This window comes from Nocardiopsis flavescens (genome assembly GCF_900141985.1).
In the GTDB taxonomy this organism is placed as follows: Bacteria; Actinomycetota; Actinomycetes; order Streptosporangiales; family Streptosporangiaceae; genus Nocardiopsis; species Nocardiopsis flavescens.
On sequence record NZ_FQZK01000001.1, the window covers coordinates 863,021 to 879,441 of the forward strand.

At 74.5% G+C, this 16,421-nt stretch carries 13 protein-coding genes; 10 read left to right on the top strand and 3 right to left on the bottom strand.

Going from position 1 to position 16,421, the window contains the following annotated elements:
* Positions 1-32: 32 nt before the first annotated feature.
* The 3 genes from BUE45_RS03920 to BUE45_RS03930 all read right to left on the bottom strand — a co-directional run bounded on the left by BUE45_RS03920 (position 33) and on the right by BUE45_RS03930 (position 3,280).
* Positions 33-1,064 (bottom strand): ABC transporter substrate-binding protein, encoded by a 1,032-nt coding sequence (locus BUE45_RS03920; RefSeq protein ID WP_084736852.1) that lies wholly within the window; start codon positions 1,062-1,064, stop codon positions 33-35.
* A 21-nt stretch (positions 1,065-1,085) separates the two neighbouring features.
* Entirely contained in the window at positions 1,086-1,907 is an 822-nt protein-coding gene (locus BUE45_RS03925) for an ABC transporter permease (protein ID WP_245832755.1), read from the bottom strand.
* A 566-nt stretch (positions 1,908-2,473) separates the two neighbouring features.
* The gene (locus BUE45_RS03930; RefSeq protein WP_073374944.1) at positions 2,474-3,280 is read right to left on the bottom strand and encodes an IclR family transcriptional regulator; all 807 of its coding nucleotides are present in this window, start codon (positions 3,278-3,280) and stop codon (positions 2,474-2,476) included.
* Positions 3,281-3,400: 120 nt separating this feature from the next.
* Here BUE45_RS03930 and BUE45_RS03935 point away from each other — a divergent pair, with 120 nt between their 5' ends.
* From BUE45_RS03935 to BUE45_RS03980, 10 genes are all read left to right on the top strand, one after another.
* Positions 3,401-4,063, top strand: coding sequence for an SDR family NAD(P)-dependent oxidoreductase (locus BUE45_RS03935; RefSeq protein WP_073374946.1), 663 nt, complete (start codon positions 3,401-3,403; stop codon positions 4,061-4,063).
* A 594-nt stretch (positions 4,064-4,657) separates the two neighbouring features.
* Positions 4,658-5,746, top strand: a complete 1,089-nt coding sequence (locus BUE45_RS03940; RefSeq protein ID WP_073374949.1) for an ABC transporter substrate-binding protein — start codon at positions 4,658-4,660, stop codon at positions 5,744-5,746.
* Positions 5,746-6,813 (top strand): ABC transporter ATP-binding protein, encoded by a 1,068-nt coding sequence (locus tag BUE45_RS03945; protein ID WP_073374953.1) that lies wholly within the window; start codon positions 5,746-5,748, stop codon positions 6,811-6,813. Before BUE45_RS03940 ends, BUE45_RS03945 begins: the two co-directional genes overlap by 1 nt.
* Entirely contained in the window at positions 6,810-7,637 is an 828-nt protein-coding gene (locus tag BUE45_RS03950) for an ABC transporter permease (protein ID WP_073374956.1), read from the top strand. The genes BUE45_RS03945 and BUE45_RS03950 overlap by 4 nt, the downstream gene beginning before the upstream one ends.
* Positions 7,634-8,461, top strand: a complete 828-nt coding sequence (locus BUE45_RS03955; RefSeq protein WP_073374960.1) for an ABC transporter permease — start codon at positions 7,634-7,636, stop codon at positions 8,459-8,461. Before BUE45_RS03950 ends, BUE45_RS03955 begins: the two co-directional genes overlap by 4 nt.
* On the top strand, positions 8,458-10,527 hold the full coding sequence (locus BUE45_RS03960) for a hydantoinase/oxoprolinase family protein (RefSeq protein WP_073374963.1): 2,070 nt from the start codon (positions 8,458-8,460) through the stop codon (positions 10,525-10,527). The genes BUE45_RS03955 and BUE45_RS03960 overlap by 4 nt, the downstream gene beginning before the upstream one ends.
* Positions 10,520-12,445: a hydantoinase B/oxoprolinase family protein gene (locus BUE45_RS03965; RefSeq protein ID WP_073374967.1), complete on the top strand. Its 1,926-nt coding sequence runs from the start codon at positions 10,520-10,522 to the stop codon at positions 12,443-12,445. Before BUE45_RS03960 ends, BUE45_RS03965 begins: the two co-directional genes overlap by 8 nt.
* On the top strand, positions 12,442-13,365 hold the full coding sequence (locus tag BUE45_RS03970) for an LLM class flavin-dependent oxidoreductase (protein ID WP_073374972.1): 924 nt from the start codon (positions 12,442-12,444) through the stop codon (positions 13,363-13,365). The genes BUE45_RS03965 and BUE45_RS03970 overlap by 4 nt, the downstream gene beginning before the upstream one ends.
* Entirely contained in the window at positions 13,362-14,579 is a 1,218-nt protein-coding gene (locus BUE45_RS03975; RefSeq protein WP_073374976.1) for a M20 metallopeptidase family protein, read from the top strand. The genes BUE45_RS03970 and BUE45_RS03975 overlap by 4 nt, the downstream gene beginning before the upstream one ends.
* On the top strand, positions 14,576-16,333 hold the full coding sequence (locus BUE45_RS03980; RefSeq protein WP_073374979.1) for a thiamine pyrophosphate-binding protein: 1,758 nt from the start codon (positions 14,576-14,578) through the stop codon (positions 16,331-16,333). The genes BUE45_RS03975 and BUE45_RS03980 overlap by 4 nt, the downstream gene beginning before the upstream one ends.
* The last annotated feature ends 88 nt before the right edge of the window (positions 16,334-16,421 follow it).

The following is a 16,421-nucleotide window of genomic DNA, read 5'->3' on the forward strand; positions in this document are numbered from 1 at the left end:
CCCCTTCTCTCCGCGGGCCGCCCGGGCGGTGCTCACAGGCGGTCCAGGACTGCGGTGGTGACGAGGTCGTCGAGGGAGACGTCCTGGTCGCGGATGATCTCGGCGGTGCGCATGAGGTCGACCGCGCTCTCCCAGGCGGCCGGGTCGATGTCGAGGAACCGGCCGGAGTCGGGGGTGCACAGCTCGACCTGGGCCCGCAGCTTGATCTCCGCGAGTTCCCTGTCGTCCACCTCGACCTCGTTGAACTCGCCCACGGCGTCCAGGACCGCGTCCGTGTTGGCGGGGTCGGCCATGAACTCGAAGGCCTTGCGGCAGGCGCGGAGGAACCCGACCAGCTCGTCCTCCCTCTCCTGGAGGACGGCGCGCTTGACGAAGTAGGCGTCCCCCGGCATCGGGGCGAAGTCGTCGGTGTTGAGGTAGTGCAGCTCCTCGTTCATCTGGCGGAAAACGGACTCGGACCCGAGGAAGGTGATGAAGCCGTCCACCTCGCCGTTGCGGAGGAACTCCAGGGAGCTGAGGTCGCCGCCGGTGACGACCTTGGAGACCTTGGTGGGGTCGAGCCCCTCGGCCACCGACATGGCGTCCAGGAGCAGTTCCGTGGTCCCGCCCTTGGAGATCACCCCGATCGTCTTGCCCTGCCACTCGGAGGGGTGGGCGAGGGGGGAGCCGGGCGCGGAGGCGACGCTGTACTGGCTGCGCTGGTCGCCCTGGGCGATGGTGATGATGTCGGCGCCCTCGTCGGCGATGAGGGGGCAGGTGATGACGCTGGCCGCCTTGCCGATCTGCCCCTGGTCCGCGGTGACCTGGGTGACGGAGGTGGCGGTGCCGTTGCCGCCCACGGCCTCGATGCTCAGGCCTTCGTCGGCGAAGTAGCCCTGGCTCGCGGCGACGTAGACGTCCGCGTAGCTGATGAGGTGCTGGAAGGGGGTGATGAAGGTCAGGCCGGACAGGTCGGGGTCCGCGGCGGGAGAGCCGCTGCCCGGCGCGCACCCGACCACGAAGGAGCCTCCGGCGGCCATGACGCTGAAGTAACCGACTCCGGCGAGGAACCGACGACGTTCCATGGTGTGTTCTCCTCGGTTTTCTCAGAGCGAGGTGACTCGCCCCGATGATTCGTGCCAGGGGATGGCGAACCTGCGGATCGCCGAGACGACGGCGTAGAGGACGAACCCCATGAGGGTCATCACGATCACCGTGGCGAAGAGCTGGTCGGTGCGCAGGCCGGCGAGCATCACGACGGCGAGGGCGCCCAGGCCGTCGTCTCCGCCGAGGAACTCGCCCACGATGGCACCGGTGATGGCGAAGACGACCCCCAGCTCGATCCCCGTCAGCACGAAGGGCAGGGAGGAGGGGATGTCCAGGGAGATGACCCGTTTCCACCAGGGCGCCTGGATGACCTTCATCAGGTCGCGGTGGCCGGGGTCGATGGAGCGGATGCCCAGGATCGTGTTCTGCATGACCACGAAGAACGAGATGACCGCGGCCATGAAGATCTTGGAGGCGATGCCGAAACCGAACCAGAGCAGGACCAGCGGGACGATCGCGACCTTGGGCACCACCTGGGTGGCCACGAGGAAGGGTGCGGAGACCTTCTCCAGAAGGTGCAGCTTGCCCAGGACGATGCCCAGGCCCACACCGACGACCACGGCGATGAGGAAGCCCATCACCGTCGAGTAGAAGGTGTAGTAGGCCGCCTCGTAGAGCATGCTGCGGCCCATGAGCTCGAACAGGGCCCGGCCCACGGCCTCGGGCGGCGGCACGGTGAGGGCGCTGACCCCCGAGACGACCGTGTAGAGCTTCCACGCCCCCAGCAGGAGCAGCAGGAGCACGGGGGTGGTGATCCAGAGGATCCAGCGCGATTCCAGCAGGCGGCGGTGGCGCAACCGACGCAGGTCCGCTCGTGCCACTTCGGACACCGCAGCCATATGTACCTCCCAGACACCAGCAAGTGTTCCGCTCAGAGAAACGCTGTTCCTCTTGAGTCACAGGCTAAGCCGGTGCCCCGGAAGGGGTCAAGGGAGAAGTCCTCCTTTTCGGACTTCCGTCGTTAAACTCGCGTTTCCTCCTGGGGAAACCTCGCAAAAATGAACAAAGCAGACACATGGAGTGACGTGACCTGCCGCGACACTCGCAGTACAGAAAAACACAAAAGGGAAGAAATTTCACGCAAAGATTGACGTTCCGCTGATAGGAACGCATTAGTGTGACAATACGGCCCGTAACGAAGGGCGTTCCCGGGCCCGGAGGGCGGGAAAGGCGTTCCGGTGGGCGATGCGCGTTCCTGCGCGCGGGCACCCGCGGCCGTGTCCGCCGGGCCGGAGGTGACGCAGGGTGTCTTTTGCGGGAGGGCCGGGACCGTGCGGGGGCCGGGACGGCCGCGCCGCCGGACGCCCGGGGGCCGGGCGGACCGGGTGGTCAGGGGGGCAGGGAGGTCGAACGGTCGGGCGCTCGCAGGGCCCGGCGGGCCGGGCGGTCAGGCCGGGGCGCGAAAGCCCAGTCCGGCGGAGACCGCGCGCGCGGCCTCCACGACCACGGGCCCCAGCGCGAGGGCGCGCTCGTCGCGGACCCTGTTGAGGGGGCCGCACACCGACAGGGAGCCGTACACCTGGCCGCGGGCGTCGAAGACCGGGGCGGCGACGGAGCCGGCGTCGGCCTGGCGCTCCCCCGCGCTGACCGTGAAGCCCCGGGCGCGGACCGCGGCGGCCTCGTCCGCGATGCGCGCCCGCTCCGGCGCGTTCCCCTCCCCGGGGAGGGCGCGCTCCAGGTGGCGGTCCAGCTCCTCCGGGGCCATGCCGGCCAGGATCGCCCGGGACGAGCCGCCGATGTGCAGGGGGAAGAGCTTGCCCAGCGGGACCGCCATCCGGATCTCCTGCGGGGAGAGCACCTGGGACAGGTACATGCGCTTGTCCCCGTAGCGGACCGAGAAGGTGGCGGTCTCCGAGCTGTGGTCGACCAGGGCCTCCAGGTGCGGGCGCACGATCTCGGGCACCTCCATACGGGCGAGGGCGGACAGGCCCACGCTCACCGCGGCCGGCCCCAGCCGGTAGCGCCGGGTCCGCTCGTCCATCTGGAAGAAGCCGTCGTCGACCAGGGTCCGCACCACCCGGTGCACGACCGTCTTGCTGAGGTTCAGCGAACGCGCCAGCTCCGAGACGCCCATGTCGGGGCCCTCGGCCTCGGCGACGGCGAAGATGATCTGGAGCGCCCGGTGGACTCCGTTGGCCCCCTGGCGGTCGTCCGCGTGGTCGGCGGGAGCGTGCGACGCCGGCGGGGTGCTCATGAGGGACCTCGGATCGTCAGGAACGGGCGGCCGGACATGTCACCCGAGGATAGGGCAACGGCGGCTCCCGCGCCCCTGTGTCTTGCCAGAACGGCACGGCTCGTGGACTAATGGGCGCCCATGGGAGCGACGACACTGGTGGTGGGCGGCGACGGCGGCATCGGCAGGGCCTGCGTCGAGGAGTTCGAGGGCGCGGGGCACCGGATCGTGGTGGTCGACCGCGCCCGGGGCCACGACGCCTGCGACCCGGACCTGGTCCGCCGGCTGATCGCGGACGCGGGGCCCCTGGACAACGTGGTCCACGCCGCGGGGTCCGTCGGGTCCGGGGGCATCGGGGACGAGGGGCCCGAGCAGTGGCGCCGGGTGCTGGAGGACAACCTGGTGTCGGCGATGGCCGTGTCCCAGGCGGTGGTCCCCGCCCTGCGCGACGGGGCCTCGGTCGTGCTGTTCGGCTCGGTGAACGGGCGGCACGGCGGCAACCGGCTCTCCGGTCCCGCCTACGCGGCGGCCAAGGCCGGGATCGCGGGCCTGGCGCGCCACCTGGCCAAGGACCTCGCGCCGCGCGGGATCCGTGTCAACACCGTCGCGCCGGGCCCCGTGCGCACGCCGATGGTGGACCGGCTGACACAGGACCAGACCCGGGACCTGCTCGCCGGGGTGCCCCTGGGCAGGATGACCGCGGCCCGGGAGATCGCGGGCACCGTGGCCTGGCTGTGCTCGCCGAGCGCGGCCTCGGTGACGGGGGCCGTGATCGACGTCAACGGCGGGATGTGGATGGGCTGACGCCCGGCGGGCCCCGGACGGACACCCGTCCCGCGCGGCACAGCCGCCCTTTCGGCACCCCCGGACCACGTGTCCCACCGGCGATACGCGATCACCGTGTCCCCCGGCCCGCCGATCCCCGGCCGTTCGTCCCACTGAGAGACGGCCCCGGTCCCGCCGGGTCACCACCACGCGCCCTGCCCGAACGGGGCGCCCCACCCGGCACAGCCGCCCCTCCGACACCCCCGGACCACGTGTCCCACCGGCGATACGCGATCACCGCGCCGCCGGACCCGCCCGCCCCGGACGGCCGAGTCGCCGAACGGCGCGGAGGCCGCTGCGCCGCCCCGGCACAGGGCCGGGCGCAGGGGGTCCGACCGCCGGATCCCCCGGCCCGGCGCCCCGGCGCGGGGTCCGCGCGCCCGCGCGAGGCCGCGCGTCCGGGGCCACGGCCTCCCCGTAAAGATGTAAAAACCCTGTTCCGAAACGGTTGCCGCCCCGTCTCCCACTTTTCGCATGCCCTTTCGTATGCGAAGCTGCATACGAGATGGTGAGGCGACACCGGCGTCGCGCGACAGCTCGGACACCCCCCACACATCAGCGAGGAGAAGCCAGATGAGTGCCCACGCAATCCCCCGCCGCGGTTTCCTCGGGCTCGGCGCCGCCACCGGCGCCGCGGCCCTGCTCAGCGCCTGCGGCGCTCCCGGCGGCTCCTCCGGGGGCCGGACGTCGCTGACCATGTTCCACTGGGCGGGGGCCCAGGGCGAGGTCCCGCGCCGGGTGGGCGACGAGTACGCCGCCGCCAACGACATCGACATCTCCTACATCGAGGGCACCAACGCCGACACCTTCCCCCGGCTGGTCAGCTCGGTGCAGGTCTCGCCCGACAACCCGCTGCTCAACCTCGGGTTCTTCAACGCCCAGTCCTTCGCCACCGGCGCCAACAGCGACCTGTGGCTCCCGGTCCCGGACTCGGTCACCAACACCGAACTGGTCTTCGAGGACTACCGGGTCGAGGACCGCCTGGGCGCGTACATGGTCATGGACGCGATGGGCCTGATCTACAGCACCGAGGCGTTCCCCGAGCCTCCCGCGGGCTGGATGCAGCTCTTCGACCCCGAGTACGCGGGCAAGGTGACCACCTGGGACGCCCCGGCGTTCGGCGTCAACGCGCTGCCGGTCATCTCCCTGCTCAACGGCGGCAGCGAGACCGACTTCGGCCCCGGGATCGACGTGTTCGCGCGGGCCGCCCGCGACGGGCAGTTCAACGGCTTCATCTCCTCCCTGGACCAGCTGCGCCAGCAGCTGATCAGCGGCGAGGTCGTGCTGGCGCCCGGGTTCCAGGGCGTGGCCGAGCCCTGGATCCGCGACGGCGACCCCATCGGGTTCGCGATCCCCGAGGAGGGGGTCATGGCCTTCCCCGAGGGCTTCCAGATCGTCGCCGGCTCCGGCGACGACCAGGTCCGGGCCGCCGCCGGGCTGATGAACGAGATCTTCACCCCCGACAACGTCAGCGCCTACTGCGAGGCGACCGGCACCATCCCCCTGGTCGAGGGCGCCGCCCTGGGCGAGTCCTACGCCGACCGCCCCGGGTTCCAGCTGGAGACCGTGGAGGCCGCCATCCAGATCGACTGGTCCGGGCTCGTCGCGTCGACCGAGGACGCCACGACCGCCTGGAACGACGAGGTCAAGGCGAACATCTGATGGGATCACCGCACGCCAGCTCGGTCGAGGCCGTCGGCCTCGTCCGCCGGTTCGACGGCACCGCGGCCCTGGACCGCGTGTCGCTCCGGATCCCGGAGAACAGCTTCTACTGCCTGCTGGGCCCGTCCGGCTGCGGCAAGACCACCCTGCTGCGCCTGATCGCCGGGCTCGACACCCCCGACGAGGGCCGGGTGCTCATCGGCGGCAGGGACCACACCGCCACCCCCGCGCACCGCAGGCCCACCAACCTGGTCTTCCAGAGCGGGGCGCTGTTCCCGCACATGTCGGTCCGGGACAACATCGACTTCGGGCTGCGCAGCGCCGGGGTCCGGGGGCCGCGGGCGCGCGAGCGCGTGGAGGAGAGCCTGGAACTGGTGGCGATGGGCGAGTTCGCCGACCGGATGCCCCAGACCCTCTCCGGCGGCCAGCGCCAGCGGGTGGCGATCGCCCGGTCGCTGGTCAAGCGCCCCGACGTGCTGCTGCTGGACGAGCCGCTCAGCGCCCTGGACCTGAGCCTGCAACTGCACATGCGGCGCGAGCTCAAGCGCTGGCAGCAGGAGACCGGCACCACGTTCGTCTGCGTCACCCACAACCAGGCCGAGGCCATGGAGATGGCCGACGAGATCGCCGTCATGCGGGCCGGGCGCATCGAGCAGGCCGCCGCGCCCGAGCACCTCTACGAGGCCCCGGCGACGCGCTTCGTCGCGGACTTCATCGGGGAGAACAACGTGTTCACCGGCCTGGCCGCCGACCGCGGCGGGGCCCGCGCCGACCACGTGTTCTTCCCCGGGGTGGACGCGGACCTGGTGTCGGCCCTGGCCGTGAGGCCGGAGCGGATCCGCCTCGTCGACCCCGGCGCCCCGGAGTCGGCGGGGACCGCGCGGGTCGTCACGGTGGGCTTCACCGGGCGCACCCTGCGGATCGGCCTGACCAACGAGTCCGGCCGCGAGCTGCTCGCGGAGCTGCCCGCCGGGACCCGCGTCCAGGCCGGGGACACCGTCGGCCTGGCCTTCGACCCCGACGCCGTGGTGCGCATCCCGGCCCGGGACACGGAAGCCGCGGCATGAGGGCGCGCCGCGCGGCGGCGGCGCTGATCGCGCCCGGAACCGCCTACCTCGTCCTGGTCTTCGCCTCGATCATCGCGCTGCTCCTCTCCTACAGCGCCCGCACCGAGCAGACCGCCGCGCTGGTCGCCACCCTGGACTGGGGCACCTGGCGGTCCGTGCTGGGCGACGGCTACACGTGGTCGGTCGTGGGCACCACCCTGCGCCTGGGCGTGACGGTCAGCGTGCTGACCGTCCTCATCGCCTACCCCCTGGCCTGGTGCATCCACACGGTGCGCCGGGGCTGGCAGGCCGCCGCGCTGCTGTTCGTGGTGTTCTCGCCGATCCTGGTCAGCGTGGTGGTGCGCACCTACGGGTGGGCGATGCTGCTCCGCGACGGGGGCCCGCTCGGCCCGCTCTTCGAGGGCTGGCTCTACCACGAGCCGGGCGTCGTGATCGCCCTGGTGCACGTGGAGCTGCCCTTCGCGGTCTTCCCGATCCTGGCCTCCATCCGGTCGGTGCCCGCGGACCTGGGCGAGGCCGCGGCCGACCTCGGGGCCGGGCCGCTGCGCCGGTTCACCCGGGTGCTGCTGCCGCTCACCGTCCCGGGGGTGCTCAGCGGCGCCCAGCTCGTCTTCGCGCTCACCATCAGCGCGTTCGCGACGCCCGCGCTGCTGGGCGGGGGCCGCGTGACGGTGCTGGCGCAGACCATCTACCAGAACATCCAGCTGCTCCAGTGGCCCACCGCTGCGGCGCAGGCGGTGATCCTGCTCGTGCTGGCGCTGCTGGTCCTGAGCGTGTTCGGCCTGGCGGCCCGCCTGGTGGGCGGCGGAAGGGTGACCCGATGACCGTGCTCCAACGCGCGCTGCGGACCTGCTGGCTGGCCGCGTGCGTCGTCTTCATCACCGCGCCCCTGCTGATCGTGCTCGTCGCCTCGGTGAGCACCGACCACGTGCTCACCGGACCGCCGTCGGGGTTCACCCTGCGCTGGCTCCAGGAGGCGGTCACCTACGAGCCGTTCCGCATCGGGTTCGTGTACTCCGTGCAGGTGGCGGCCGTGGCGACCGCCGTGGCCCTGGCCCTGGGCGTGCCCGCCGCCTACGTCATCGCGCGCGGCGGCCTGCCCGGCACCGGGGTGCTGCGGTCGCTGTTCGTCGCCCCGCTGAGCATGCCGCGGGTCGTCACCGGCTTCGGGTTCTTCGTCCTGTACGCGTCGGTGTTCCCGACCGCCTACGGGACGGTCGGCGGGGTCGCCCTGGCCCACGTCCTGCTGCTGCTCCCGTTCGTCGTCGCCCTCGTGGGCAGCGGGCTGGCGAACCTGGACCCGTCGCTGGAGGAGGCCGGCCGGGACCTGGGCGCCTCGTCCTCCCAGGTGTTCCTGCGCGTCACCCTGCCCCAGATCCGGATGCCGCTGGCCATCGCCGCGGTCTTCGCGTTCCTGACCTCGTTCGACGAGGTCGACACCTCGGTCTTCCTCATGCCCCCCGGTGTCACCACCCTGCCGGTCGCCATCTTCCTGCGGCTGGAGCAGAACCAGGACCCGACCACCTCCGCCGTGTCGAGCCTGATGATCGTCGGCTCGCTGCTGCTGGCGGGCCTGACCGCGCTCGCCCTGCGCCGGTCCGGCCTGTTCGGCGCGGGCGGACGCCTGAACAGAGGAGCACGCACATGACCCCCGCACCGCGCTACCGACTCGGCGTGGACGTCGGCGGCACCTTCACCGACATCGTGCTGGCCGACCCCCGCACCGGGGACCTGCGCTCGGCCAAGGTGCCCTCGGACGCGGACAACCCGGCCCGCGCGGTCGTCTCCGGCGTCCGGGCCGTGCTGGACGAGGCCGGGGTACGGCCCGACCAGGTCGAGTACTTCTCCCACGGCCAGACCTTCGCCCTGAACACCGTCCTCCAGCGGTCCGGCGCCCGGGTGGGGCTGCTGGTCACCCGCGGCTTCCCCGACCTGCTCGACATCGGGCGGCTGCGGCTGGAGGACCCCATCGACCTGTTCGCCGAGCCGCGGCGCTCCCCGGTGGCCCGGGAGGACGTGCGGGAGGTCTCCGCGCGGGTGAGCGCCGACGGGCGCGAGGTGCGGCCGCTGGACGCGGCCGAGGTCGCCGCCGCGGCCGACGACCTGGTGGCCTCCGGGGTCGAGGCGATCGCCGTGGTGTTCCTGCACGGGCACCGCCACCCCGCGCACGAGCGGGCCGCGCGCGAGGCCGTCCTCAAGGCCCACCCGGACCTGCCGGTGGCCTGCTCCTCGGCGCTGTGGCCCGAGGAGCGCGAGTACGAGCGGGGCATCGTCGCCGTGCTCGCCGCCCACGTGGGGCGGGCGCTGGAGGGGTACCTGGACCACCTCGTCCGGGAGCTGCGCGCGCTCGGGCTGGACTGCCCGCTGCACATCACCAAGTCCAACGGCGGGGTGGCGTCCATCGTCCACGAGCCCGGCGAGGTGCTGCGCGCCGCGGTGGAGACGCTGCTGTCCGGCCCCGCCTCGGGCGTGGCCGGGGCCGCGCGCACGGCGCGCGCCGCGGGGACCGACCGGTTCATCACCATGGACATGGGCGGGACCAGCGTGGACTGCGCGATCGTCGACGGCGCCGTGCCGTACTCGACCGAGAGCTCCCTGGGCGACCTCCCCCTCATCATCCCCTCAGTGGAGGTGTCCTCCATCGGCGCCGGGGGCGGCTCGATCGTACGGGTGGACGCCGCCGGCGTGCTCAAGGTGGGGCCCCGCAGCGCCGGGGCCTTCCCGGGGCCGGCCGCGTACCTGCGCGGGGGCACCGAGCCGACGCTGACCGACGCCTACGCCGTGTGCGGCTACCTCGACCCGTCCGACTTCGCCGAGGGCGGGGTGCCCCTGGACGCCGGCGCCGCGCGGCGGGCGCTCGCACCCGTCGCCGCCGCGCTGGGCACCTCCGTCGAGGAGGCCGCGGAGGCGGCCGTGGCGGTCGCGACCGCCATGATGCACGCCCAGCTCGTGCCCATGTGCGCCCAGCGCGGCGTGGACCCGGGCGGGTTCACCCTGGTCGCCTACGGCGGGGCCGGGCCGGTGCAGGCGGCCCTGCTGGCACGCGCCCTGAACACCGCCGAGGTGCTCGTCCCGGCCTCGCCCGGCACCCTGTGCGCCTACGGCGCCCTGGCCACGGACCTGCGCACCGACGTGGTCGCGCCCGCGCCGCGGCCGGTCACCGACGCCTCCCTCGTCCGCGGCTGGGAGGAGCTGGAGGCGCGGGCCCGCGCCTGGTACGCGGCGCAGGAGAACGCGCTGCACCCGTCCGTGCACGTCACCCGGTGGGCGGACGTGCAGCTGGAGGGGCAGTCGTTCACCCTGCCCATCGTGCTCCCCGACGGCGCGGAGCCCTCGGTCGGCGCGCTGCGCACGGCCTTCGCCCGGGCCTACCGCAAGGCGTACAGCGTCGACCCGGGCGAGGGCGCGCTCGACGTGCGCAGCCTGCGGGTGGGGCTCACGGCGTCCTCGCGCATGGCCGGACACACGGCCGCCGGGACCGGCCGCGCCGCCGAGCGGATCCCGCACCGGGTGGTGGAGGGCGGTGAGCCCCGCGAGGCCGTCGTGCTGCGCCGCCCGTCGCTGGCCCCCGGGACGCGGTTCCGCGGCCCCGCCGTGGTCACGGCGCCCGACACCACGGTCTACGTCCCCAGCGGGTTCACCGCCGTGGTCGACGGGGCCGCCGACCTGCGCATCCGCGCGAACGACCGCGAGGAGAGGACCGAGCGTGCGTAGTTCCCCCGTCGACCTGGAGATCCTCGCGCAGCGCTTCTCCGCCGTGGTCGAGGAGATGGCCGAGAACATCCGGCGGACCAGCTTCAGCGTGTTCGTGAAGCAGACCGCGGACTTCGGCACCTGCCTGGTGACCCCGGAGGGAGAGGTGTTCGCCGCCCCCCGCCGCATCTCCGGCAACCTCATGATCGGCATCCCCGCGCGGGCGGCCATCGCGTCGCTGGCGCCCTACCGGCCCGGCGACATCGGGCTGAGCAACGACCCCGACGCCACCGGGGGCCTGGTCACGCACCTGCCCGACCTGTGGACGTGGGCCCCGCTGTACGCGGACGGGGAGGTCATCGCCTACGCGTTCAGCTTCGTGCACTCCTCCGACATCGGCGGGAGCGTGCCGGGGTCGATCGACTGGGGGCACACCGACATCCACCAGGAGGGCGTCCTCGTCCCGCCGGTGCGCCTGGTGGACGCGGGCGAGCCCGACCGCGGCGTGCTCGACCTGGTCACGCGCAACACCCGCGTCCCCGACCAGAACCGGGGCGACATCGAGGCGCAGGTCGCCGGGCTGCGCACCGCCCAGCGGCGGCTCGACGAGATCGTGGCGTCCTTCGGGGTGCGCGCCGTGCGCGACGCGATGGCCGACCTGCTCGACACGGCCGAGCGCCGCGCCGGGGACATGCTCGGCGACCTCGACGACGGCACCTACCGGTTCGTCGACTACATCGAGGGCGTCGACGGCACCGGCGACGACGGCACGCCGCGCGTGGAGGTGCCCCCGGTCCGGCTGAGCCTGGAGCTGACCGTGCGCGGCCGGACCGCGCACCTGTCCTTCGCGGGGACCTCGCCCCAGGTCCTGGAGGCGGTCAACCTCCACACGGGCGACGAGCCCGGCCACTACATGCTGGCGTTCGCGCTGGTGAACTGGATCTACTCGCACGACCGGGGCGTCCCCTACAACTCCGGCCTGGTGCGCCCGCTGAGCGCGCTGCTGCCCGAGGGGTCGGTCCTCAACCCGGGCCCCGGGGCGCCGTGCGGGGTGCGCGCCGCGGTGTTCTTCCGCGTCATGGACCTCGTCGTGGCCTGCCTGGCCCAGGCCCGGCCCGAGAGCGCCATGGCCACGGGCGCGGGCGCGGTGGCCATCGCCGCCATCTCCTACACCGGCGCGGACGGCCGCCCGCGGGTCTCCGTGGGCCAGCCGCTCACCGGCGGCTCGGGCGGGCGCCCGGGCCGCGACGGGCTGCACGGCACCAGCTACATGGGCGGCTGGCTGCGCAACGTGCCCAACGAGGTCCTGGAGGACGAGGTGCCCGTCCTGGTCGAGGAGTACCGCTACCGGCGGGGCTCGGGGGGCGACGGGGCCTGGCGCGGCGGGGACGGGCTGGTCGTGTCCCTGCGCTGCCTGGAGGACGGGGTGACCTTCGCCGTGCGCGGGCTGGAGCGGATGGCGCTCCAGCCCTGGGGCGTCAACGGCGGGGAGCCCGGGCAGGGGACGCGGGCCACGCTCAACCCGGGCGGCCCCGGCGAGCGCGACCTGGGGCGGGTGGGCACCGTGCGGCTGCGCGCGGGCGACCTGCTGCGGATCGAGACGCCCGGCGGCGGGGGCCTGGGCGACCCGGCCGACCGCGGACGGGACGCGGCGGGGCCGCACGCCCCCGCGGGCGGCACCCGCTTCTCCCTGGGCCCCGCCCGGGAGGCGGCGGACGACCGGTGGCCGCAGGGGGTGCAGCGGCGCCTCGTCGACGCCGTGAACGAGCGCGTGCCCGCGGCCGGGCGCCCGCGCGCCTACCGCGACCTCTACCTCGCGCTGGACCGGGCCGCCGGGGCGGGCCGGGTGACGGACGCGCTGCTCGACACGGCGCTCGCCGCGGCACTGGGGGAGCCCTCGGGGGCGGCGGGGGCCACGACGACGGGAGACGCACGATGACCGGGCTCAGGTTCGGGCTCATGACCTACGACGCCGCGCCGTGGGAGGAGCTGACACGGCGCTGGCGCGGGCACGAGGACGCCGGCTTCGACGCCCTGTGGGCGGGCGACCACCTGTGGAGCGCCGTCGGCGACGACGGCGCGGCCACGCGCCCCCGCCTGGACGCGTGGATGATGGCCGCGGGCATGGCCGCCTCGACCCGCCGGGTCGACGTCGGCACGCTCGTCAGCCCCATGGGCCGGCACAACCCCGCGGTCCTGGCCAAGCAGGCCCTCACCCTGGACCACATGTCCGGCGGCCGGGCCGTGGCCGGGATCGGCTCCGGCGGCAACGCCGCGGACCTGGCCGTGGCGGGCGGGGAGGCGGTGCCCGCACGCGAGCGGGCCCCGCGCCTGGCCGAGTACGCGCGCGTGGTCCGCGCCGTCCTGGACGGCTCCCGCGAGGGCGTGGACGGCGTGTACCACCGCACGCACGGGCCCACCGCCCCCGGGCCGGTCCGGCCCGGCGGGGTGCGGCTGCTGGTGGCCGCGCACGGCCCTGCCGCGCTGCGCGCCGCCGCCCCCCACGCCGACGTGTGGAACAGCTACGGGACGCCGTTCTCGCAGCTGGGCGGCGACGGCCCCCCGACCGCGGAGCAGAGCCTGCGCCGGACCGCGGAGCTGTCGCGCGTCCTGGACCGCGAGTGCGAGCGGATCGGCCGCGACCCGGCCTCGGTCGCCCGCTCCTTCATGCTCGCCTTCACCCGGGACGAGCCGTGGACCTCCGTGGAGGCCTTCCGCGACACCGTCGGGCGGTACGCCGACATCGGCATCACCGAGTTCATGTTCCCGTTCCCGCTCCGGGGGCCGCACGACCCGGACGTCTTCGCCGAGGTGGTCGCCGACGTGCTGCCGCGGCTCCGGGCGGGTGAGCGGCCGTGAGCGGGGGCCTGGACGCCGAACTGGTGGCCCTGCGCCGCCGCCTGCACGCCGTCCCGGAGGTCGGCCTGCACCTGCCGCGCACCCGCGACGCCCTGGTCGGCGAGCTGGCCGGGCTGCCGGTGGAGCTGGTCGAGGGGAGCAGGTGCACCTCCGTCACCGCCGTGCTGCGCGGCGCCCGCCCCGGCCCCACCGTCCTGCTCCGCTCGGACATGGACGGCCTGCCGCTCACCGAGCGGACCGGGCTGCCCTACGCGGCCCCGGCCGGGACCATGCACGCCTGCGGCCACGACCTGCACATGGCCGCGCTCGTGGGCGCCGCCCGGCTGCTGTCCGCGCGCTCCGCCGACCTGGCGGGCACCGTCGTCCTGGCCTTCCAGCCCGGGGAGGAGGGGCACGGCGGAGCCCGGGCGATGATCGAGGACGGGCTGCTCGACGTCTCCGGCGAGCGGCCGGCCGCCGCCTACGCCCTGCACGCCATCGCGGACCTGCCCCACGGCGTGGTCCACGGGCGGCCGGGGCCGGTGATGGCGGGCTACTCCGTGCTGGAGGCCGAGGTCGTGGGCCTGGGCGCCCACGGCGGCCGGCCGCACGAGGGCGCCGACCCGGTCCCCGTCGCCGCCGCGATCGTCACGGCGCTGTACACCTACGTGGACCGCCGGTTCGACGCGTTCGACCCGGTGGTGCTGACCGTGGGCCAGCTCCAGGGCGGCGCGGCCCCCAACGTCGTGCCCGACACGGTGACCCTGCGCGCCGGGGTGCGCAGCTTCGGCCGTGAGACCACCGAGCGCGTCGCGCGGGAGCTGCCCGCGCTGGTCGAGGGGATCGCCGCCGCCCACGGCATCGCGGCCCGGGTGACCTGGCGCCGGGTCATGGAGCCCACCGTCAACGACCCGGTCTCGGCGGACCTGCTGGCCGGCGAGGCGCGGGCCCTCCTGGGCGACGACCGCTACGTCACCCTCGAACACCCGCGCACGGGCTCGGAGGACTTCTCCGAGATCCTCGCCCGGGTCCCCGGCGCCTTCGCCTACATGGGCGCCGCCGCCCGCGGCACCGACCCGGGGGCCGGTGTCGCGGGCAACCACGCCCCCACCGCGCTCTTCGACGACTCCGTGGTCGGCGACATGGCGCGCCTGCTGGGCGCGCTGGCGCTGCGCCACCTGACCGCACCGACCGACCCGCGCGCGAGCGCGGGCCGTGATGAGGGGGAACGATGACCACCACGAGCACCGACACGATCCCGGGCGCCGACCGGCCCGCCCCGCGCAGGGGCGCGGACGCGCTGGTGGACGCGCTGGTCGCCCACGGGGTGACGACGCTGTTCGGCGTGCCGGGCGACACCGGCGTCGTGTTCTACGACGCGCTGCACGGGCGCACCGGCGACATCGAGCACGTCCTGGCCCGGGACGAGAGACACGCGGCCTCCATGGCCGACGGCTACGCCCGAGTGTCCAACCGGGTGGGGGTCGTGGAGGTCTCCAGCGGCGGGGGGACCACCTTCGTCGTGGGCGGCCTGGGCGAGTCCTACGCGGCGGGCATCCCCGTCCTGCTCATCACCTCCGACATCCACACCTCCAGCCGCGGCACCGGGGCGCTGACCGAGATCGACCAGGTCGCCCTGTTCACCGCCGTCACCAAGTGGCGGACCATGGTGGAGTCGGCCGACGAGATCCCCGGGGCCGTGGCGCAGGCGCTGCACGAGGCCACCACCGGCCGCCCCGCGCCGGTCGCGGTGATCGTCCCGGAGGACCTGCTGGAGGAGCTGACCGACGCCCCCGTCGAGGTCGGCGCCCCCGGGGCGCGGGTGCCCTCGGCGCGCCCGGTCGCCGACGCCGGCGCGGTCGCCGCGGCGGCCCGGCTGCTGGAGGAGGCCGCGTGTCCCGCCGTGGTCGCGGGCGGCGGCGTCCACCTGTCCGACGCGCACGGGGAGCTGGCGGCGCTGGCCGACGCGCTGGCGCTGCCGGTCGCCACCACGATCCACGGCCAGGGCGCGGTGGCCACCTCCGACCCGTGGAACGTGGGCATCGTCGGCAACAACTCGGGCCAGCCGGGCGCCAACGACCTCGTGGCCGGGGCCGACGTCGTGCTGCTGGTCGGCACGCGCGGCAACGCCACCGACACCAACAGCTGGACGGCGCCGAACCGGACCACGGCCTCGGTGATCCAGATCGACGTGGAGCGGGGGCGGGCCGGGCGCAACTTCCCCGGCTCGCTGGGGCTGGTCGGCGACTGCGCCGAGGTGCTCCGGCAGCTGGCCGGGGAGGTGCGGCGCGTGGAGGGCCCCGCCCGCGCCGAGCGCGAGGAGCGCGCCGCCGCCGCCCGCGCCGCCGCCACCCCGCGCACCGACGGGGACGAGTTCGCCCCCGGGATCCTCTACCCCCGGCCGGTCGTGGAGCGCATCCGCGCGGTCCTGCCCGAGGGCACCACCGTCGTGGCCGACCCCGGCACCCCCACCCCCAACGTCGCCGCGTTCTGGACCCAGGACTCCCCCGGCCGCCGCACCGTCATCCCGCGGGGCCACGGCCCCATGGGCTACGCGATCCCGGCCGCCGTGGGCGTGGCCAAGGCCCGGCCGGGCCTGCCGGTGGTGTCCGTGACCGCCGACGGCAGCTTCTCCATGGCCTGCGGCGAGCTGGAGACGGTGGTCCGCCACCGCCTGCCCGTGCTGTTCGTGCAGCTCACGAACAACTCCATGGGCTGGATCAAGATGCTCCAGCACCTCTACACGGGGGGCCGGTACTTCGGCGTCGACCCGGGGCCGGTGGACGCGGTGGCCGTGGCGGCGGCGAACGGCATGGAGGGGGCGCGGGTGGAGTCGGTGGAGGCGCTGGACGCGGTCCTGGCGGACTTCGCGGCGAACCCGCGGCCCTTCTACGCCGACGTGCGGGTGCCCCACATGATCGACTTCGCCCCTCCCGTCCCCGCCTGGGACCGCGGGCTGACGGGGGACGCCGAACGTCCGGTGTACTGAGAGGGACACCCCTCTCGCCGGGCGGGGCCGCCGGACGCGTTCGGCGGCCCCGCCCGGCCATCCCCTTCACCCCGCATCAGGAGGAGCC